General features: G+C 74.4%; 20 protein-coding genes. 15 read left to right on the top strand and 5 right to left on the bottom strand.

Annotation, left to right across the window (positions count from 1 at the left end):
- Both AB0O21_RS06335 and AB0O21_RS06330 read right to left on the bottom strand, forming a co-directional pair.
- Positions 1 to 816, bottom strand: a complete 816-nt coding sequence (locus tag AB0O21_RS06335) for an AraC family transcriptional regulator (RefSeq protein WP_365166887.1) — start codon at positions 814 to 816, stop codon at positions 1 to 3.
- Positions 817 to 905: 89 nt separating this feature from the next.
- Positions 906 to 1,841 (bottom strand): EamA family transporter, encoded by a 936-nt coding sequence (locus AB0O21_RS06330; protein ID WP_365166885.1) that lies wholly within the window; start codon positions 1,839 to 1,841, stop codon positions 906 to 908.
- A 29-nt stretch (positions 1,842 to 1,870) separates the two neighbouring features.
- Between AB0O21_RS06330 and AB0O21_RS06325 the strand changes: the two genes are divergently transcribed.
- From AB0O21_RS06325 to AB0O21_RS06295, 7 genes are all read left to right on the top strand, one after another.
- Positions 1,871 to 3,376: a PLP-dependent aminotransferase family protein gene (locus AB0O21_RS06325; protein ID WP_365166882.1), complete on the top strand. Its 1,506-nt coding sequence runs from the start codon at positions 1,871 to 1,873 to the stop codon at positions 3,374 to 3,376.
- Between the two features lie 43 nt (positions 3,377 to 3,419).
- Positions 3,420 to 3,857: an LAETG motif-containing sortase-dependent surface protein gene (locus tag AB0O21_RS06320; protein WP_365166880.1), complete on the top strand. Its 438-nt coding sequence runs from the start codon at positions 3,420 to 3,422 to the stop codon at positions 3,855 to 3,857.
- A gap of 8 nt (positions 3,858 to 3,865) precedes the next feature.
- Complete coding sequence (locus AB0O21_RS06315; protein WP_365166878.1) at positions 3,866 to 4,543, top strand: SigE family RNA polymerase sigma factor; 678 nt, start codon at positions 3,866 to 3,868, stop codon at positions 4,541 to 4,543.
- Entirely contained in the window at positions 4,540 to 5,013 is a 474-nt protein-coding gene (locus AB0O21_RS06310; protein WP_365166877.1) for a hypothetical protein, read from the top strand. The genes AB0O21_RS06315 and AB0O21_RS06310 overlap by 4 nt, the downstream gene beginning before the upstream one ends.
- Positions 5,014 to 5,042: 29 nt before the next feature.
- Entirely contained in the window at positions 5,043 to 6,353 is a 1,311-nt protein-coding gene (locus AB0O21_RS06305; protein ID WP_365166875.1) for a serine/threonine-protein kinase, read from the top strand.
- A 127-nt stretch (positions 6,354 to 6,480) separates the two neighbouring features.
- On the top strand, positions 6,481 to 8,148 hold the full coding sequence (locus tag AB0O21_RS06300; protein WP_365166872.1) for a family 20 glycosylhydrolase: 1,668 nt from the start codon (positions 6,481 to 6,483) through the stop codon (positions 8,146 to 8,148).
- 130 nt (positions 8,149 to 8,278) lie between these two features.
- Positions 8,279 to 8,890 (top strand): hypothetical protein, encoded by a 612-nt coding sequence (locus tag AB0O21_RS06295; protein ID WP_365166869.1) that lies wholly within the window; start codon positions 8,279 to 8,281, stop codon positions 8,888 to 8,890.
- Positions 8,891 to 8,901: 11 nt separating this feature from the next.
- Here AB0O21_RS06295 and AB0O21_RS06290 read toward each other — a convergent pair whose 3' ends face one another.
- Complete coding sequence (locus AB0O21_RS06290; protein ID WP_365166866.1) at positions 8,902 to 9,726, bottom strand: endonuclease; 825 nt, start codon at positions 9,724 to 9,726, stop codon at positions 8,902 to 8,904.
- A 231-nt stretch (positions 9,727 to 9,957) separates the two neighbouring features.
- On the opposite strand from AB0O21_RS06290, the gene AB0O21_RS06285 reads away from it, so the two are divergent.
- The gene (locus AB0O21_RS06285) at positions 9,958 to 10,524 is read left to right on the top strand and encodes a DJ-1/PfpI family protein (RefSeq protein ID WP_365166863.1); all 567 of its coding nucleotides are present in this window, start codon (positions 9,958 to 9,960) and stop codon (positions 10,522 to 10,524) included.
- Between the two features lie 572 nt (positions 10,525 to 11,096).
- The gene (locus AB0O21_RS06280; protein ID WP_365166860.1) at positions 11,097 to 12,077 is read left to right on the top strand and encodes a superoxide dismutase; all 981 of its coding nucleotides are present in this window, start codon (positions 11,097 to 11,099) and stop codon (positions 12,075 to 12,077) included.
- Here the strand turns inward: AB0O21_RS06280 and AB0O21_RS06275 are convergent.
- A complete protein-coding gene (locus AB0O21_RS06275) occupies positions 12,061 to 12,879 on the bottom strand; it encodes a glutamate ABC transporter substrate-binding protein (protein ID WP_365166857.1) in 819 nt (272 codons plus the stop codon). The two genes, AB0O21_RS06280 and AB0O21_RS06275, sit on opposite strands and share 17 nt — an antisense overlap.
- Positions 12,880 to 13,108: 229 nt before the next feature.
- On the opposite strand from AB0O21_RS06275, the gene AB0O21_RS06270 reads away from it, so the two are divergent.
- Together AB0O21_RS06270 and AB0O21_RS06265 are read left to right on the top strand one after the other, a co-directional pair.
- On the top strand, positions 13,109 to 14,209 hold the full coding sequence (locus AB0O21_RS06270; RefSeq protein ID WP_365166854.1) for a hypothetical protein: 1,101 nt from the start codon (positions 13,109 to 13,111) through the stop codon (positions 14,207 to 14,209).
- Positions 14,210 to 14,334: 125 nt separating this feature from the next.
- Entirely contained in the window at positions 14,335 to 14,904 is a 570-nt protein-coding gene (locus AB0O21_RS06265; protein WP_365166851.1) for a TerD family protein, read from the top strand.
- Between the two features lie 135 nt (positions 14,905 to 15,039).
- Here the strand turns inward: AB0O21_RS06265 and AB0O21_RS06260 are convergent, their stop codons facing one another.
- Positions 15,040 to 15,657, bottom strand: a complete 618-nt coding sequence (locus AB0O21_RS06260; RefSeq protein ID WP_365166849.1) for a TetR/AcrR family transcriptional regulator — start codon at positions 15,655 to 15,657, stop codon at positions 15,040 to 15,042.
- A 128-nt stretch (positions 15,658 to 15,785) separates the two neighbouring features.
- Between AB0O21_RS06260 and AB0O21_RS06255 the strand changes: the two genes are divergently transcribed.
- The 4 genes from AB0O21_RS06255 to rraA all read left to right on the top strand — a co-directional run bounded on the left by AB0O21_RS06255 (position 15,786) and on the right by rraA (position 18,382).
- Positions 15,786 to 16,637, top strand: coding sequence for a phosphatase PAP2 family protein (locus AB0O21_RS06255; protein ID WP_365166846.1), 852 nt, complete (start codon positions 15,786 to 15,788; stop codon positions 16,635 to 16,637).
- A complete protein-coding gene (locus AB0O21_RS06250; protein ID WP_365166843.1) occupies positions 16,634 to 17,476 on the top strand; it encodes a hypothetical protein in 843 nt (280 codons plus the stop codon). The genes AB0O21_RS06255 and AB0O21_RS06250 overlap by 4 nt, the downstream gene beginning before the upstream one ends.
- Before the next feature lie 67 nt (positions 17,477 to 17,543).
- Positions 17,544 to 17,810 carry a GlsB/YeaQ/YmgE family stress response membrane protein gene (locus tag AB0O21_RS06245; protein ID WP_365166840.1) on the top strand — a complete coding sequence of 89 codons (267 nt, stop codon included), beginning with the start codon at positions 17,544 to 17,546 and terminating at the stop codon, positions 17,808 to 17,810.
- Between the two features lie 92 nt (positions 17,811 to 17,902).
- The gene (gene rraA / locus AB0O21_RS06240) at positions 17,903 to 18,382 is read left to right on the top strand and encodes a ribonuclease E activity regulator RraA (RefSeq protein ID WP_365166838.1); all 480 of its coding nucleotides are present in this window, start codon (positions 17,903 to 17,905) and stop codon (positions 18,380 to 18,382) included.
- Positions 18,383 to 18,437 lie beyond the last annotated feature (55 nt).

Genomic DNA, 18,437 nt, shown 5'->3' with positions numbered 1-18,437 from the left:
TCAGCGGGCGGGGCCCCGGGCCGACTGCTGGGCGCGGAACCGGACGGGGGACACGCCCACCCGGCGGCTGAACAGCCGGCTGAAGTAGGCCGGATCCTCGTACCCGACCCGCCGGGCGATCCCCGCGACCGGCAGGTCGGTGCGGGCCAGCAGCTCCTTCGCCCGGCTCAGCCTGATCCCGAGGAGGTACTCCTTGACTCCCTCGCCGGTACTGCGCCGCACCGCCCCGCGCAGTTCGGGCAGCGGCATCCCGAGCCGGGCGGCGTGCTCGGCCACCGATATCGGCAGCAGGGCGTCCCGCGCCAGGGCGTCCACCACCGCGTCCCCGTGCGGGGACACCTCGGCGCGGGCGTAGCGCAGGGTCACCAGCAGCGTGTGCACGGCGGCCGCCGCCTCCACGTCCAGGAGCGGCCCGCCGCGCCGCGCGGCCCGTACGATCCCGTCGACCACGTGCCGCACCCCGGCCGTCCCGCCCAGTGCGACCACCGGGTCGTCCGGGGTGACGTAGCCGAGGTCCGTGTAGGCGGCGACGCCCGCCCCCGAGAAGTCGACGAAGCACTCGTCCCATCCGGTCCGCGGATCGGGCCCGTAGTGGTGCTCCACCCCGGGCACCAGCCACAGCAGGGCGGGCGCGGTCACCGGCTGCGGCGGCCGGCCGCCGTGGCTGAACCAGCCCCGGCCGCGGGTGACCACCACGGCGACGTGGTGGTCGAGCGCACGCGGTCCGACGACCGGCAGCACTCCCTCCTGCACGCCCACGCCCAGGCAGACCAGGCCGAGCCGGACGTGGTTGGGGGTGGGGGAGAAGTACCGCATCCAACTGCTGTACGGGGGCACGGGGTGAGGGGGCGTCGGGTGAGGGGGCGTCGGCATCTGCGGATTGTGATCCACCGGGCCGGGCGCCCTCAAGGGGACGCGGGCTCCCGCACCGGAAGGTCCACGGGTGCGGGGCGGCGCGGCCGCGGCGGGCGGAGCCCCGCCGCGAGCCCGGCGATCACCACGGCCAGGCCCAGCCACACCGTGGGCCCCGGTGCCCCGCCTCCCGCGAGGACCCCCGCGCCGGCGGCGCTGATGGGCGCGACGCCGGTCAGCAGCCCGGCCCGGCCCGAACCCACGGCGGCCACCGTCCGGTACCAGAGGACGAAGGCCACCGCGGTGACCACGACGGCGAGGTAACCGGCGGCAGCCCACTGCGTCGAGGTCACCGATCCGAGCTCCGAGGGCCGCTCGAAGACCGCCGAGAGCCCCGCGAACATCACCGCCCCCATCCACACCGCGTGCACCGACACCCCCCAGGCGCCGTGCCGGCGCAGCACCGGCACCGCGAGCAGCGTGAACCCGGCCTCGCAGCCCAGCGCGACCGCCGCCCAGGCCACCCCGGTGGCGTCCGTCCGTCCCGACCCCTCGACCAGCACGGTGCCCGCCACCACGACGGGCGCCGCCAGCAGCACCTGCCGGCTGGGCCGCCGCCCCTCCAGGAGCGGGCCGAGCAGCCCCAGCAGGATCGGTACGGAGGCCACCGCGACGGCGATCACGGCCGGTTCGGCATGCGCCACCCCGCGCACGACCGCCACGTTGAACAGCACCAGCCCCGTCGCCGCGATCCCGGCCAGCCACAGCCACTCCCGGCCGCGCGGGCGCAGGATCCGCACCCGGGCGACACGGGCCAGCGCGAGCAGCAGCAGCGCGGCTCCGGCGTACCGGACGGCCTGGACGGCGAAGAGCGGGGCGTCGACGAGGGAGCGGGAGACGGTGACGCTGCTGCCGACCATGGCCATCCCGGCGACACCGGGGAGCAGGTCGCGCACGCCGCCGGAGCGCGTGGAGGGGTTCGTGTTCATACCGACCAGCCTGCGACCACAATGGACCCATGAGCAGGTCCAAAGAGGGCGCCGGCCAGGGGTCCAAAGACGGTTCCGGCAGCCCCACCGGGTCGGACTTCCTCCAGCTCGACATCGGTGCGGCTCCGCCCGGCGGCCGCACCGAATGGCTCGCGGGCCGGCTCCGCGCCGCCATCGCCGACGGCACCCTCGCCGTCGGCAGCAGGCTCCCCGCCAGCCGCGTGCTCGCCGCCGAGCTCCGCGTCTCCCGGGGGCTGGTCACCGAGGCGTACCAGCGGCTCGCGGAGAGCGGCCAGGTGTCCGGCCGCGGCCGGGGCGGCACCGTCGTGGTCGCCGCACCGCCCCCGGCGGCCGCCCCCACGGCCGCCCCGGAACGCGGGGGGCTCGTGGACGCCCTGCGCGCCGTGCCCTGCCGCATCGACCTCTCGCCCGGGGCCCCCGACCTCACCGCCTTCCCGCGCACGGCATGGCTGCAGGCCGAACGCCGGGTCCTCGCCGCACTCACCCCCGCCGACTTCGGCTACGGCAACCCGCAGGGCGCCCCCGCGCTGCGCGAGGCCGTCGCCGGATGGCTCGCCCGCAACCGCGGCATCCGCGCCGACCCCGACGAGGTGGTGATCGTCGCGGGCGTGGCCCAGGCCCTCGCCCTCCTCGCCCACGTCCTGCGCGAGGAGGGCGTACGGCGCATCGCGGTGGAGGACCCGGGCTCCCTCGGGGCCCGGCAGCAGCTGGAGTACCGGGGGCTGGAGACCGTACCGGTACCGGTGGACGAGGCGGGGCTGGACGTGGCCGCCCTGCGCGCGAGCGGGGCCGGGGCCGTCCTGATGACCCCGGCACACCAGTTCCCGACCGGGGTCGTCCTGGACGGCGAGCGCCGCCGGGACCTGCTCGGCTGGGCGGCCGCCGGAGGACTGGTCATCGAGGACGACTACGACGCCGAGCACCGCTACGACCGCGCCCCCGTCCCCGCGCTGCGGGCCCTGCTCCCCGAGGGCGTCTGCTACGCCGGGAGCGTCTCCAAACTCCTCGCGCCCGCGCTGCGCCTCGGCTGGCTGCTGGTCCCGCCGCGGCTGCGCGACGCGGTGACCGAGGCCAAGCGCCACGCCGACCTGGGCAACCCGGTCCTCGCCCAGCTCGTCCTCGCCCGGCTGATGGACTCGGGCGAGCTGGAACGGCACCTGCGCTTCGTCCGGCGCCGCCACCGCCGCCGCCGGGACGCCATGCTGCGGTCCCTCGCCGACCGGCTGCCCGGGGCCCGGGTGCACGGAGCGGCGGCCGGCCTGCACCTCATGGTCACCTTCGACGGCGCCCGCTTCGCGGACACCGACCTGGCCGCGGCCGCCCTGGACCTCGGGGTCAAGGCCCATCCCCTGTCCTGGCACCGGATGCGCCCGGGCCCGCCGGGCCTGATCCTCGGCTACGCGGCCGGCTCCGTGAGCGAGATCGAGGAAGGCGTCGCCACGCTGGGCACGGCGCTGAAAGTTTTTTCCGATGAGAAGCAACCTCGGCGGGGGTCGCGCGTCGTGCGGGGGTGAAGGGCGCAGTCCCGCGTCCTCGTCCCGACCGTGGAGAACCACTGTGAAGAACCTGAAGCGCCTCCCCCGCACCGTCCGCCGGGCTGTCGTCACCGCGGCCGCCGCCGGGGCCGTCGTCGCCCTCGCCGGACCGGCCTCCGCCGCGGGGGGCTCCGCGGCCCCCGCCTCTCCGTCCCCCGCGTCCAGCGCCTCGCCGAGCGCGGCGCCCAAGGCGCCCGCCGACGGCGTGAAGCCGACCCCGTCGGTCAGCGTGCCGGGCAGCGCCTCGCCGAGCGCCGCGCCCAAGGCGCCCTCCACCGCGACGCCGAGCGCGGCGCCGAGCGTCTCCGCCCCCGCCGCCGCCCCCGTCGCGGCCGAGGGTTCCGAGCTCGCGCATACTGGATCTTCCGCGACCACCGCCGCGCTCGGAGCCGGGGCCGCCGTCCTCGTCGCCGCCGGGGCCGGGACCCTGTACGCCGTACGGCGCCGCGTCAACGGCTGAGGAAACCCGTGCTTCACCTCGTACCGACCGCCGGCCCCGCCATGCCCGTCCTCGACCGGGCGTGGCGGGGCCTGTGGGCGTTGCTGCGCCGCGACCGCTCGGCCCCGCCCGTGCCCGGGCAGGCGTACGGGACCTCGTACGAGACCGCGTACGGCTCCTCGTACACCTACGACCTCGCCGGCCACGGCGATCTCGGGCCGCCGCCCACCGTCTCCGCGCTCTACCACGCGCACCGGCTGCGGATGGTGCGGCTGGCCGTGCTGCTCGTGGACGACCTGGCCACCGCCGAGGACGTGGTCCAGGACGCCTTCACCGCCCTGTACCGCCGCCACGGCGAGCACATCACCGAGGTCGACAACGCGCTGGGCTACCTGCGCACCGCCGTGGTCAACACCTCGCGCTCCGTGCTGCGCCGCAGGCGGACGGTGCGGGCCTGGACCCCGCCCGCGGCGGCCGAGGTACCGTCCGCCGAGGCATCCGTCGTGCTCGACGAGGCGCACCGCGAGGTGCTGGCCGCGCTCGGCCGGCTGAGCCCGCGCCGGCGCCAGGTCCTGGTGCTGCGGTACTGGGCCGAGCTAAGCGAGGCGGAGATCGCCACCACCCTCGGGATCAGCCGGGGAGCGGTGAAGTCGAACGCGAGCCGCGGCCTGGACGCGCTGGAGCGGATTCTGGAGGGACGGATATGACGCCCACGACGCACGACGGCGAACGCCCCGTCGAGCGGCGGCTGCGGCAGGCCCTGGACGCCCGTGCGGCCGAGGTCACCGTGCGGGCGCTGCGGCCCGCCGAGCCGCCCGGTCCGCGGGTGGCCGTCCCACGGCTGCGGCGGCTCACCTTCGCCCTGGCCGGGCTGGGGGTGGCGGCCGCCGCTCTGGCCGGGTACCTGGTCCTCGCCCCGGACGACGCACCGGTCCGCCCGGTGCCGCCGGCCGCGCCGCCCGAGCTCGTCTCGCCCACGCCCCCGCCGGCGCCATCGCTCTCGTCCCCGGGTTCGCAGACGCCGTCGCCGGGGCCGACGAAGTCGCAGTCCCCGTCGGAGAGTTCCCCGCCGACCCCGGTGGCCTCCGTGAGCCCGACGGGCACGTCCCCGGGCTCCCCGAGCCCGGGCGCGAAGTCGGCGTCGCCCTCGGTGCCCTTCTCGCCGCGCTCGTCCTGACCGTCGGGACACCGCCTAAGGTGTCCCCTGTGGCAGAGGTGAGCGGGGCGTTGGTCGGCGGTCGGTACCAGCTCCTGGAGCTGATAGGCCAGGGCGGCATGGGGCGCGTGTGGCGGGGCCGCGACGGGACGCTCGACCGGGAGGTCGCCGTCAAGGAGGTGACGCTCCCTCAAGGAGTGGGCGACGCCCAGCGCGAGGTCCTCCTCCAGCGCGTCATGCGCGAGGCCAGGGCCGCCGCCCGGCTCAACCACCCGGGGATCATCACGGTCCACGACGTGGTCGTGCACGAGGGCGCGCCCGCCATCGTCATGGAGTACGTGACGGGCACCTCCCTCGCCGCCGCCGTGGCGTGCGAGGGCCGCCTGCCCGCGCGGCGGGTCGCCGAGATCGGCGTCAAGCTGCTCAAGGCGCTCGGGCGGGCCCACGCCGCCGGCATCGTCCACCGGGACCTCAAGCCCGACAACGTGCTGCTCATGGACGACCGGGTGATCATCACGGACTTCGGCATCGCGCACATGTCGGACGCCACCACGTCGCTCACCCACACCGGAACGATTCTCGGCACGCCCGCCTACCTGGCCCCCGAGCAGCTCGAGGGCAAGCCGCCGACCCCCGCCACCGACCTGTGGGCGCTGGGCGCCACCTTGTACGGGGCGGTCGAGGGCGTCGCGCCGTTCTCCGCCGAGACGTTCACGGCCCTGTGCATCGCCATCGCCACCCAGGAACCCCGCACCCCGGAGCGGGCCGGCCCGCTGGCGGACGTACTGGCGGCGCTGCTCACCAAGGACCCGGCCCGCCGCGCCACCGCCGAACAGGCCCTGGCCGCCCTGGAGCCCGTCGCGCGCGGAGACGAGACCGCGCCCCGGACCGGGGTGCCCCGGCCACCCGGTCCGCAGCCGCCGGATGCGCGGGTACCGGCGCCGCGGGCCCGGGGCGCGTCGACGACGGCCCCGCCGGACCGGCAGCCCGTCCCGCCCGCCCCGCCCGTCCGCTGGACGCGTACGGGCCGGGCCCTCCTGCTGCGCGCAGGGGTCTGCTTCGCCCTCGTCTGGGCGGGAGCCTTCCTGCTGCCGTGGAGCCGCGCCGCGCACTGGTTCACGCCCGGGCGGGGCCTCTCGATCCTCGTCGTGGCCCTGGTGGCGGCGCTGGCGAACGTGGCGACGCGACCGCGACCGCGGGTCTTCCGGGCGTGGCTCGAGTTCGTGTGCGTGAACATCCTGCTGTTTCTCGTGGGGAACCTCGTCCTGAACGCGTGGGCGGTCCTGCCGACCGTCCTGAACGGGCTGATCCTGGGGACCTGCTCCTTCGCCCTCTGGCGCGTGGCCCCCGGAAGGCGCTGAACGGTTCCCGTGTCCCGCACGGCGCCCGCCCCCGACGCCCGATCCGCGCCCGTCGCCGTCCCCCGCTGAGCCCCCCGGTCGCGCGCCCGCGTCCCGCGTGCCACGTTGGTACGGGGGACACAGGTGCATGATGCGGAATCCGAGGCAGCGCAGGAGGGTCCACGTCATCGCGACGGCAACCGTCGCCGCGCTGGTCACCCTCGCCCTCCCCGGCTGCACGGCCGCCTCGGACGAACCCCGCTCGCCGGCCGCCCCGGCCGCGCCCACCCCGGCGCCCGGCACCGGCGCTCCCGCCGACCGCAGCGCCGACCCCGCCTCCGAGGCCGCTCCCGAAGCCGCCCCCACGCCCTCGCCGACGCGCACGTACCCCCTCTCCACGGCACCGCGGACCATCCCTGCCGTACGGGAGCACGTCCCCGCCCGGGGGCCCGGCTGGAAACCCGCCCCCGACTCCCGCGTGGTCGTCCCGCAGGACGACAAGGCCGCCCTGGCCGACGAGGGCAGACTGCTCGCCGGTGAACTCCGCATCGGATACGCCGAGTCGACGGCCCCGCGCCCGGGCGACGTGGAACTCTCCCTCGACGACGCGAAGTCCGGGCCGCCCGAGTCGTACACGCTCACCGTCCAGGACGGCGGGGTCCGCGTCACCGGGCCCGACGAGGCCGGGGTCTTCTACGGCACCCGCACCCTCAAACAGGCCGTCCAGGGCGATGGTTCGGCCCCCGAGGGCACCGTGCGCGACGCCCCGGCCAAACCCCAGCGCGGCCTGAACCTAGACATCGCGCGCAAGTACTTCGCCCCCGGCTGGATCGAGGACCGGCTGCGCGAGATGGCCGACCTCAAACTCAACCAGCTCGGCCTGCACTTCTCCGACGACCAGGCCTTCCGGATCGAGTCCGACACCCACCCCGAGATCGTCTCCACCCCGCACCTCACCAAGGCCGAGGTGCGCGGGATCACGGCCCTCGCCGCCCGCCTGCACATCACCGTCGTCCCGGAGATCGACTCGCCCGGACACCTCGGCGCGGTGCTCGCGGCCCACCCCGGCCTGCAACTGCGCGACGTACAGGGCAGGGCGGTGAAGGGGGCGGTGGACATCTCCGATCCGGCGGCGGCGAAACTCATCGACGAACTGCTGCGCGAGTACCTGCCGTTGTTCCCCGGCGGGGCCTGGCACCTGGGCGCCGACGAGTACCAGGCGCTGGTCTACCGCGACCCGCAGACCTCCTTCCCCCAGCTCGCCACCGCCGCGCGGCAGCGGTACGGGCCGACCGCCCGCGTACAGGACCTGGCGACGGGCTGGCTGAACGACCGCGCGGCCGTGGTCCGGCCGTCGGGCAAGGCTCTCAAGGCCTGGAACGACGGCTTCTTCACCGGCGGGGTGGCCACCGCGGCCGAGGACATCCAGGCCGAGTACTGGACCGGCAAGGAGATCGGCGCCCGCCCGCCGCTGGAGTACCTGCGCGAGGGGCGCCAGGTGGTGAACCTCAACGACGAGTACCTGTACTACGTGCTCGGCGAGCCGAACCAGTTCACGTACCCCACCGGCCGGCGGATCTACGAGCAGTGGACCCCGCTCGTGCTGCGCGGCACCACCGCGGTCCCGGCCGCGTACGGGAAGCAGATCCTGGGCGCCCGCCTCGCCGTCTGGTGCGATCTGGCCGGCGCCCAGACGGCGGCCCAGGTCGCGGCGGGCATCAGGCTTCCGCTGGCCGCGCTCTCCCAGAAGGTCTGGGACTCGCGCACGCCCGCACTGGACTGGAGCGCGTTCAAGGCCCTCGCCGACCGGCTCTGAAGCCCACGAAGGTCCGCGATCCGCAACGGCTGGATGCCGGACCGGTGACGATCGCCTTCCGGCCATCGCCATGGCCGAAACCCGCACGCTAGGTTGCCCTCGTACTTCGACCAGGCAGAGGGAGACGACCATGCGAGCGGTACGCGGCCCGCGCACGACCCCGGGGCGTGCGGCGCTCGCCGCCGTGGCGGTGAGCGCGACGCTGGCCCTGACGGCCTGCGGGCCGGGTGGCGCGGCGGGCGGGGCCGCCGGATCGCCGAGCGCCGCCGGACCGGCCGGCTCCTCGGCCCCCGCCAGCCCCTCCGCCACGGCCAAGACCCCGACGCCCTCGGTTTCGAAGTCCGCTGCGAAGCCCACGGCGACGAAGAAGCCGGCCTCCCCGGTGCCGAGCGCGACCTGCGACCACAAGATGCCGATCGCGCCCGACCTGATCGAGGTGAACCGCTACACCCCGGAGGGCGGCTCGCACAACCTGATCGTCCGGCACGGGAACTGGACCTGCGGCACGCCCGGGGACGGTGCCTTCTTCGAACCGGTGGGCAAGGAGACCTTCATCCCGATCGCGGACACCGCCGAGATCACCGCCACCGCCCCGATCACCGAGGGCTCGACGCCCAAGAAGATCGCGTTTCAGCAGCTCATCGACTGGGTGGTCGCCCATCCCGACGCGGGCCGTCTGTTCCACTACCACCTGGGCGCCGACGGGGCGATCGACACCCTCGACGAGATCTACCTGCCGTAGGGCGAACGGACTCAGGGCCAGATCGAGTCGACCCACTCCGGGTGGTCGATGAACGGGTTCCGGTTGTGCTGGAAGGTGTCGTAGATGACCTGGTTGCGGCGCTGCTCGAAGGCGTCCGGCGGGTCCATCCGGTTCCACTGCTTCAGCACGCTGATCCGGCCGTGTGCCGGAGCGGTGCCGTTGTTGACCTTGTCGTTCATCTCCAGGTCGGCGAAGCCGTCGCCGCCGTCGTAGCGCACCGCCATGTAGAGCAGCATCCGGGCGACGTCGCCCTTGACGGCGTCGCGCGGCTCGAAGGAGTCGCTGTCGGTGCGGCTGCCCGGGGCCTCGCTGACCGGGCCGCCGCCCAGGTCGAAGTCCTTGTTGCCGCGCGTGCTGTTGACCGTGACGTCCTCGGGGCGCAGGTGGTGCAGATCGGTGCCCGGGCCGGTGGCGGTGCCGAAGTTCCCGTGGCTCTTGGCCCAGACGTGCTCGCGGTTCCAGTCGTTGGGGTCCCCGCCGTTGGTGGACTTCGACTGGGAGCGGCCGGAGTAGACGAGGATGACGTTGTTCGGGTTCGCCGGGTCCTGGTCGGTGACCTTCAGCGCGTTCCACACGCCGTCGTAGCTCACCTTGGACTGCACCTTGATGATGTCGTGCAGGGCGGTCTTCAGCGCCGCGCCGGTCTTGCCCTCGGCGGCGGCGTAGTACGCGTCCACGGAGGTGGCGGCCGCGGCGGCCGGGGCGTTGCCGGGAGCCGCGGTGCGGTCCTGGCCCGCGGAGGCGGCCGCCGGTATCGCGAACAGCGCGGCCGCCGCGAGGCCGGCGGCCCAGGGGGTCAGGCGGGAGATTCTCATGACGTGGGGGTTCCTCTCCACAAACACCGTCCCCGCCATGGGGTGTTGGCGGGGTGTCAGGTGGCAGAGCGAGGCTCACATTGTCATGTGCCGTGCAGGTAAAGGCCATGTGTCGGGCGTGCGGACCTTCGTGTGTGCGACCGCCGCGGCGCGGGCAGGGTAGCGGTGGCCCGGCGGGGCCGGGCCGAGCGCGAACCCCCGTACCGTGAACACTCCTCCCGGGAGCAGCCCATGGCAGTGAAGATCCTCATCGTGACCGGCGACGCGGCCGAGTCGCTGGAGGTCATGTACCCGTACCAGCGATTGCGCGAGGAGGGCTACGAGGTCCACATCGCGGCGCCGGCGGTGAAGAAGCTGCGGTTCGTGGTCCACGACTTCGAGGACGGCTTCGACACCTACACCGAGAAGCCCGGCTACACCTGGCCGGCCGACGTGGCGTTCGCCGACGTCGTGCCGGAGGAGTACGCGGCCCTGGTCGTGCCGGGCGGCCGCGCCCCCGAGTACCTGCGCAACGACCCCGAGGTGCGGCGGATCCTGGCCGCCTTCGCCGGCGCGGACAAGCCGATCGCGCAGATCTGCCACGGCGCGCTGATCACGGCCGCGGCCGTGAGCCTGTCCGGGCGCCGGGTGACCGCGTACCCGGCGCTGGAGCTGGACATGAAGGCGGCCGGGGCGGAGTTCGAGGACTCCGAGACCGTGGTCGACGGCACGCTGGTCTCGGCCCGCGCCTGGCCCGACCACTCGCGCTGGATGCGGGAGTTCCTGACGGTGCTGCGCGGAAAGGCGCCGGTGACCTGATCCCGCCGGGCCGGGCCTGATCCGGCCGGGCCTGATCCGGCCCGGCCTGATCCGGCGCGGGCCGCGGTCCGGCGGCTACCTGTCCACGCCGGCGGTGCAGACCGCGGGCCGCCCGGCGGCGGGGGAGCGGCCCTCGGCCAGGACCTTCGAGCCGTCCAGCAGGATCGCGCAGGCCCGCGGAGTCCGTGTAGTCGGCCCGCACGGCTCTGCCGGAGGAGCTGGCGCCGCGGTAGGTGATGGCCCAGGCCTTGCCCAGGTCGCCGCCGTACCGGAGCAGCGCGAAGACGGCGAGCAGCAGCAGGGCGCCGGTGACGAGGGGGACCAGGCAGCATGCGGACCGGCGGTGCTGGGACATCGTGGCGTGCTCCGTTCGGGGTGCTCGGCCGCCGTCTGCGGCTCCCTCCATCGAAGCCCGCCGGGCTGATCGAAGCATCAGCGTGGCGCGGGCGGTGAAGGGGAGGCTCCCCATTCCCTTGTGAAGTGTCCGAACGCGTGACTGACGGGACGAGGGAGGTGTGCTGAGGTGGGCTGGCCAATCGATGTTGCTCACAAGGCAGTTGAAAGGACACCACGTGACCGGACCCTTGGGTCGCCGTAGGTTCATCGGTGCGGCCGCCGCCCTCGGCGGCGCCGCGCTCGCCGGACCCCTCGCCCCGCTCGCCCAGGCCCGTACCACGGCCGACGAGCGGTCGGCCACCGCCGTACGCCCCGACGCCATAGCCACCCCGCCCGGCTTCCAGCCCGAGGGCATCGCCGTCTCCGGCCGCGGCACGGCCTACACCGGATCGCTGATCGACGGCTCGATCTACCGCGCCGACCTCGCCACCGGGGCCGGCCGGATCATCACCCGGGGCCAGGGGCCGATGTCCGTCGGCCTCAAGCTCGACGGCTACGGCAGGCTGCTCGTCGCCGGCGGCGACAGCGGGCAGATCCGCGTCGTCCACTCCGGCGACGGCCGGGTGCTGGCCACCCACCAGGCCGCCACGGGCACCGCCTTCATCAACGACGTGGTCGTCGGATGCGGCGGCGCCTGGTTCACCGACTCCTTCGCCGACGTCGTGTACTTCCTGCCGGCCGGCCGCACGCTCACGGGCGCCGAAGCGGCGCCGCGCGCCCTGCGCCTCGGCGGCGAATGGGTGCCGGTCCCGCCCGGCGGGGAGTACTGGGGCGCCAACGGCATCGAGCGCACCCCCGACGGCCAGGCCCTGCTGCTGGTGCACGACACCGCCGAGGCGCTGTTCCGCGTAGACCCGCGCACCGGCATCGCCACCCGGACCGTCCTCGACGGCGGCTCGGCGGCCAACGGCGACGGGCTCGTGGTGCACGGCCGCACCCTGTACGTCGTACGCAACTGGGCCTACGCCGTGGACGTGTTCACCCTGAGCGGCGACGGCCGCCGGGCCCGGTTCGTCAAGCGGATCACCGACCCGCGCTTCGACGAACCGACCACCGCGGCGGTGTACGGCGACCGGCTCTACGTGGTCAACGCCCGCTTCGACGCCGACTGGGGGGACCCGGCCACCGCCTCGACGATCGTCAGCTGCCCGCTGTGATCGCCGGGGCCGGCTCGTTCTTGTAGTCGGCGCCGAAGTTCTTCCTCACCGCCGCCTCCCAGGAGCCGTCCGACACCATCTTCCGAAGGGCGTCGTTGATCTTGCTCTGGAGTTCCTTCTCGCCCTTCTTGACGCCGATGCCGTAGTTCTCGACGCTCAGGTTCTGACCCGTCAGCTTGAACTTGCCCTCGTTGCCCTTCCGGGCCGCGTAACCGGCCAGGATGGAATTGTCCGTGGTCATTGCGTCCACCAGGTGGTCCTGGAGGGCGACGAGGCACTCCGAGTAGCCGGCCACCTCGAGGATGCCCGCCTTGGGGGCGAGCCGGTTCTTGAGGTTCTCGGCCGAAGTGGAGCCGACGACCGAGCACAGCCGCTTGGTCGGGGTGTTGAGGTCCTCGGCCTTGGTGATGCTCGTGTCGTCGGCGCGGATCAGCAGGTCCTGGTGCGCGACGAAGTACGGGCCGGCGAAGTCGACCTTCTCCTTGCGCTTGTCGTTGATCGAGTAGCTCGCGGCGACGAACTCGACCTCGTTGTACTGCAGCAGCAGCTCGCGGTCGTTGCTGTAGACCTGCTTGAACTCGATCTCGTCCGCCTTGTAGCCGAGCTCCTTGGCGATGTACGTGGCGACGTCCACGTCGAAACCGGTGAAGGCGCCGCCGGTCTCCCGCATCCCGATGCCCGGCTGGTCGAACTTGATGCCGACCGCGAGCTTCCCCTTGGCCTCGTCGCCACTGCCGCACCCGGCGGTGGTGAGGGTGAGGGCGATCACTGCGGCGACCGCACCGGCCTGGGGAACCTTCATCTTGCACTCTTTCTTTGGACGCGGGCGCGCCCCGGGATCGCCGGGCACGTGGAACCGCGGGGACGTGGGGGGACGTCGAGACACGCGTACGGAGAAAGACGCGTGTACGAGGAAGCTAGGAAGGCGACGGGCTCAGCGTCACTACATCTGAGCAAAACTTGAGGATAACGATCCGGACCGACCGCCGTTCCTGCGGCCGATCGGCAGCCGGGCGGGAATGAGGGGCGGCATGGGGACGGGTTCGGTACGGGTCGACGGAAATGCGCTGCTGCTGGGCGAGGGGGTGCAGATCCGCTTCATCCGGACCTTGAGGCTGCCCGAGCGCGGTACGCACTCGCTGCCGCCGGGACTGGGGGAGTTCCCGCTGCGCCGCGTGGAGGACTATCCGGACACGGTGCCGCCGGAGTGGCTGGCGAAGGGCGGCGTCATGCTGCCCGTGTACCTGCGCGAGGCGATGTGGCTGAGCTTCGGCGGGACCCGTGAGCCGGCCGCGCTCCAGGTCGGGGTCGGCAAGGTCTGCGCCGTCTCGGGCAAGCGGTGGACGGGCAGGCTCGCGCGCGGCCCGCAGAACTACCTGGTGCTGCCCCGGCAGCCGTGGCTGGACGGGATCAATTCCGGAGAGGGAACGGTGCGCCAGTTCGTCGCCGTGCCGCTCGGGCTCGGCGCCACGGTGGAGGGCCAGGTGACGGGGGAGGAGACCACGGGCGGCGTGCAGCTGCAGGCGTTCCCGCTGGGGCCGGTGGCGCTCGCGGAGTGGCGGCGGGCGGAGCTGGCGCGCATCACGCCGCCGACGCCGGGCGGGGCCGTCCCGTACGGGGCTCCCCAGCCCCCCGGGGGCTTCGGCGGCCCGGTGCCCGCGCCGATGCCGGCGCCGATGATGGCGCCCCAGAGCATGGCGCCCGGCTCCGCTCCCCGGCGCGGGGCCGCCCCGCGGCCCGCGGCTCCGGCGATGGGCCTCGGCGTGGGCGGCTCCATGCACCAGGAGGTCTACCGGGACGAGCGCCCGCTGTCCGACTGGTCCGAGGAGCCCGCCGCGCGGGTCTTCGTCCACCTGGTGACCCCGCCCGAGTGGCGCCGTATCACCGGGGAGGCCGCGCCGCCCTCGCCGGTCGACCGGGCCGCCTACACCAAGGCCGGGCTGCCCTGGTTCGACTACTACGACGAGTCCGCCACCGACCTCGCCCCGGCGGACACCCTCAGCCAGGTCAAGCCGGTCGGGGAGTGGCTCGGCGACGACCACGCCCCCTGGGTGGATCCGGCACCCGGCCAGGTCAAGCCGCTCGGCAACGCCCCGAGGCCGGGCAAGCCCGTCCAGGACGGCGACTGGTAGGCGGGCAGGCCGGCCCGTAGGCGGACGCGGGGCCGACTGGCCGGGAACGTACGGTCGTTCGGCCCCGCGCGGGCGCCGCGTGGGATCATGGCCGGGCCATACCCGTTGAACGGAGGGGGAGTTCGGTGACCGGTGTACGCAAGGGCCTGGCCAAGGTGGAGGTCGCACTGAGGTGGGACCCCAGCCCCGCCGGCACGCCCGCGAACGACCTCGACATCGTCGCCGCCGTCTACGGGGCGGCCGACCTCTACCGGGAGCCCGTCCAGCTGGTCCACTTCGGCAAGCGGTCACCCGACGGGACCATCACCCTGAACCGGGACAGCCACACCGGCCAGGGCTTCGGTTTCGACGAGGTGATGACGATCGAGCTGGAGCGGATGGGCGAGCAGGTGCGCCGCGTCGTCGTCGGTGTCGTGATACAGAACGCCCTCGCGGGGGTGGGGGCGGGCGCGGGCTCCGGCGGGGACGCGGGCCGGGCGAAGACCTTCGCGGACATCGCCGGTACGGGCTTCCGGATCCGAGAGGGCCACACCGACCTCGTCCAGGGCGACTTCGGGTCCGTGTCGACGGCCACCGCGGCCACGGTCGCCGAGTTCCTCCGCGATGCCTCGGGCGCCTGGACCCTCGACGCGCGGGTGCGCGGCTTCGACGCCGACCCGGAGGAGTACACCCGGGCCATGGGCTCCGTGCGCTGACGGCCCGCGCGGACCCGGCGGCGGCCACTCCTCGCGGGAGTGGCCGCCGCCCGGTCCGGGTGGCGCGCTGCCACCGTCCCCACGAGGCAGCGCGGGCAGGTCGCCGTCCGGTCATCGAGACGGCGGCCCGCCGGTTCAGGGGGTCGGGCCGCCGGGCGGCGCCAGGCCCAGTGAGGGGAGCAACACCGCGTCGACGAACCGGACCAGGTAGTCCGCGTCGGCGTCCCGGCCGTCCAGCACGGGCCGGATCCGGAGCACGCCCATCAGCTGCGCGGGCAGGAACTCCACGGCCGGGTGGTCCGCGGTGATCTCACCCCGCGCCACCGCCCGCTGCACCATCGCGTCGAAGGCGGCCAGCTCCGGCTCGACCAGCGCCTCGCGCAGCGCGGACTGCAGCTCCTCGTCGTCGAGCACCGCGTGCCCGAGGGCCTGCGTCAGCCGGGTGTCCCGGCCCGAGGTGCCCGCCGCGATACGGGCGGCCTCGCGCAGGTCGCCGGCCAGCGTCCCGGTGTCCACGGCGGTCAGCGTGCCCTGCCGGTTCGCGCGCAGGGCGGCCGCGACCAGCCGGGGCTTGGTCTTCCACTGCCGGTAGAGCGTGGACTTGCCGCAGCTGGCGCGGGCGGCGACGCCCTCCATGGTGAGGGCCTCGTAGCCGTGCTCGCGCAGTTGCTCCAGCACGGCGTCGTAGAACTCCTTGGCCCGCTCCGGGGTGATCTTGGAGCGGCGCGCTGGGGTCTGCGGCGGCGACGTCATGCTCGAAAGTCTACGGGAACGCGAGCGTATCGGTACACGGTCGTATCGATACGCGAATGTATCGATACACTGGCGTGTCGATGTCGGGTCGACGTGTGCGTGAACAGGACAGGAAGCGAGACCGGGGGATGAACGCCCAGACCACCGGGATATCCAAGGAGTCCGGCCAACAGTCCGGCCAACAGTCCGGGCAGCGGGCCGGACGCCACGGAGCGGCGGCGCGCCGCCGGCTCGTGCGCGAGCTGCTGCTCGTCACGGTGCTGTTCACCGTCTACAAGGCGGGCCGGATGCTCTCCACCGGCCGCACCGAGGAGGCCTTCCGCAACGCGGGCCGGACCTGGGACGCCGAGCGCGCCCTGCACCTGCCCGGCGAGGGCGCGGTCCAGCGGCTGCTGCTGCACGGCGACGCCCTCGTGCACACCGCGAACACCTACTACGCGGCCGTCCACTTCCCCGCGACGGCGCTCTTCCTGGTGTGGCTCTACGTCCGCCGCCCCGGCCACTACCTCTGGGCCCGCCGGGTCCTGGCCGTGCTCACCGGCGCCGCCCTCGTCCTGCACCTGGCCTTCCCGCTCGCGCCCCCGCGGATGCTCGAAGCCGCACGCCTCGTCGACACCGGCCAGGTCTACGGGCCCACCGTGTACGGGGCCGCGCCGGCCGCCGACACGATGGCCAACCAGTTCGCCGCGATGCCCTCCCTGCACTTCGGCTGGGCGCTGGTGCTCGCGCTCGGCATGATCGCCGCCACCTCCGCACGCCTGCGCGCGCTGTGGCTGCTGCACCCGCTGGTGACCCTGCTCGTGGTGGTCGGCACGGCCAACCACTACTGGCTCGACGCCATCGTGGCCACCGTGCTGCTCGGCGCGGCCCTGCTGCTGGTCCCGCGACCGCCGCGGCGGAGCCCGCACCCCGCACCGGAGCTCCCCGCGCAGCGCAACGCCCCCGCCGCCGCCCCCGGTCTCGTAGGAGCGGGACGGTGAACGCCACCGCCCTCGCCGTCGCCCTCTGCCTGGCCTCGGCCGTGACCTACGCGGCCGCCGCCGTCGCCCAGGAACGCCTCGCCCGCGCCGCGGTCGCCCGCACCGTCGGCGCTCTGCTCGGCAACGGCGCCTGGTGGTGGTCGGCCGGACTGAACGCCGCCGCGGCGCTGCTGCACGCGGCCGCCCTGCGGTACGGGCCGCTCACCCTGGTGCAGCCGCTCGGCGCGCTCACCTTGGTGGCCGCCGTTCCGCTGGGCGCGCGCGGAGCCGGCCGGCGGGTCGCGGCCACCGAATGGCGGGGCACGCTCGCCACCGTCGCCGGGCTCGGCCTGCTGCTGCTCCCCGCGTCCGGGCCCGCCCCGGACGACACCCTCAGCCTGGCCGAGGCCCTCTCCCTCTCCGGGGCGACGGCCGCCGTGATCCTGCTGCTGACCGCCCGCAAGGACCCGCGCTCGGGGCTCCGGCACGCCACCGCGTCGGGGCTGGCCTCCGCGGCCGCCTCCGCCCTGACCCAGACCGTGGCCGTGGCGGGCGGCCGCGGCGGTGACCTGCTCAGCGCCCGGGTCGTCGCGGTGGCCCTGCTCGTCGTGGTGTTCGCGGTCGGCGGGATGCTCCTGTCGCAGCGGGCCTACCGGGGCGGGCTCGGCGCCCCGCTCGCCGTCGTGAACCTGTCCAACCCCCTGGCCGCGGCCGCCATCGGCATGGTCCTGCTCGGCGAACGCCTCCAGGGCGGCGCCCTGGGCCTGCTGCTGGCGGTGGCCGGAGCCCTGGCGGCGGCGCGCGGAGTGCTCCTCCTGACCCGGACCCCGACCGCAGGCACGGCCGCCGCCACCGCCTGAGAACCGATCCGGCCCCCGCCGCGTCCTCCACGGAGAGCGACCGAACACCGAAACGGAGTGACTGGGCATGGGAATCGTCAGCTGGATCGTCCTGGGACTGCTGGCCGGGGGCATAGCCAAGTTCCTGCTGCCCGGCCGTGATCCCGGCGGCCTGATCGTCACCACCCTCATCGGCGTGGCCGGGTCCTTCACCGGAGGCTGGCTTTCGGCGAAGTTCCTCGACAAGCCGATCCAGACCGAGTTCTTCGACCTCGCCACCTGGGGCTCCGCCATCGCCGGCTCGCTGGTCCTGCTGATCGCCTACCGGCTCCTCTTCGGCAACTCCCGCAGCTGACCCGGGTCCGCCGGCCCGCCCCGCGCGGCGACTACGCTGGCCGCACGGCGCGACGTACGAGCGAGAACGAGCAGCGAGGAAGTTTCAGCGACATGAGCGTCACCCCCGTCCCCACGGCCGACCTGTACGACGAGCACGGTGAGGACCTCGGCATCTGTGCCACGCAGTTCCGGCAGTTGGGCGGCCGCCGGCTGTTCGCCGGACCGGTGCGGACCCTGTCCTGCCACGAGGACAACGCGCTGCTGCGCGAACTCGTCCACGGGCCGGGCGACGGCGCCGTCCTCGTCGTGGACGGCGGCGGCTCGCTGCGCACCGCACTCGTCGGCGACCTGCTCGCCGGCGCCGCCGAGCGCAACGGCTGGGCCGGCCTGATCATCAACGGCGCCGTCCGCGACAGCGTCGCCCTGGGCGGGCTCGACCTCGGCATCAAGGCACTGGGCACGGTTCCCCGCAAGAGCGGGAAGACCGGCGCGGGCCAGGTGGACGTGCCCGTCACGATCGGCGGCGCCACCTTCCGCCCCGGGGACACGGTCCACGCGGACGACGACGGCATCGTCGTCCTGCCGGCCTGAGCCGCCGCCTCCCCGCAGGGCCGGACCAGACGTCCGGCGGCCCGCCCGGCCGCAG

Source organism: Streptomyces sp. NPDC091371 (genome assembly GCF_040684275.1).
Lineage (GTDB): Bacteria > Actinomycetota > Actinomycetes > Streptomycetales > Streptomycetaceae > Streptomyces.
Note: the sequence above shows the minus strand (reverse complement) of the source record. Positions and strands in the feature narration are given on the sequence as shown.

Excerpts from the sequence above, each read along its gene's own strand:
- AB0O21_RS06335 (WP_365166887.1), bottom strand. The coding sequence starts at position 816 with ATGCGGTACTTCTCCCCCACCCCCAACCACGTCCGGCTCGGCCTGGTC.
- AB0O21_RS06330 (WP_365166885.1), bottom strand. The coding sequence starts at position 1,841 with ATGAACACGAACCCCTCCACGCGCTCCGGCGGCGTGCGCGACCTGCTC.
- AB0O21_RS06325 (WP_365166882.1), top strand. The coding sequence starts at position 1,871 with ATGAGCAGGTCCAAAGAGGGCGCCGGCCAGGGGTCCAAAGACGGTTCC.
- AB0O21_RS06310 (WP_365166877.1), top strand. The coding sequence starts at position 4,540 with ATGACGCCCACGACGCACGACGGCGAACGCCCCGTCGAGCGGCGGCTG.
- AB0O21_RS06300 (WP_365166872.1), top strand. The coding sequence starts at position 6,481 with ATGATGCGGAATCCGAGGCAGCGCAGGAGGGTCCACGTCATCGCGACG.
- AB0O21_RS06295 (WP_365166869.1), top strand. The coding sequence starts at position 8,279 with ATGCGAGCGGTACGCGGCCCGCGCACGACCCCGGGGCGTGCGGCGCTC.
- AB0O21_RS06290 (WP_365166866.1), bottom strand. The coding sequence starts at position 9,726 with ATGAGAATCTCCCGCCTGACCCCCTGGGCCGCCGGCCTCGCGGCGGCC.
- AB0O21_RS06285 (WP_365166863.1), top strand. The coding sequence starts at position 9,958 with ATGGCAGTGAAGATCCTCATCGTGACCGGCGACGCGGCCGAGTCGCTG.
- AB0O21_RS06275 (WP_365166857.1), bottom strand. The coding sequence starts at position 12,879 with ATGAAGGTTCCCCAGGCCGGTGCGGTCGCCGCAGTGATCGCCCTCACC.
- AB0O21_RS06270 (WP_365166854.1), top strand. The coding sequence starts at position 13,109 with ATGGGGACGGGTTCGGTACGGGTCGACGGAAATGCGCTGCTGCTGGGC.
- AB0O21_RS06260 (WP_365166849.1), bottom strand. The coding sequence starts at position 15,657 with ATGACGTCGCCGCCGCAGACCCCAGCGCGCCGCTCCAAGATCACCCCG.
- AB0O21_RS06255 (WP_365166846.1), top strand. The coding sequence starts at position 15,786 with ATGAACGCCCAGACCACCGGGATATCCAAGGAGTCCGGCCAACAGTCC.
- AB0O21_RS06245 (WP_365166840.1), top strand. The coding sequence starts at position 17,544 with ATGGGAATCGTCAGCTGGATCGTCCTGGGACTGCTGGCCGGGGGCATA.
- rraA (WP_365166838.1), top strand. The coding sequence starts at position 17,903 with ATGAGCGTCACCCCCGTCCCCACGGCCGACCTGTACGACGAGCACGGT.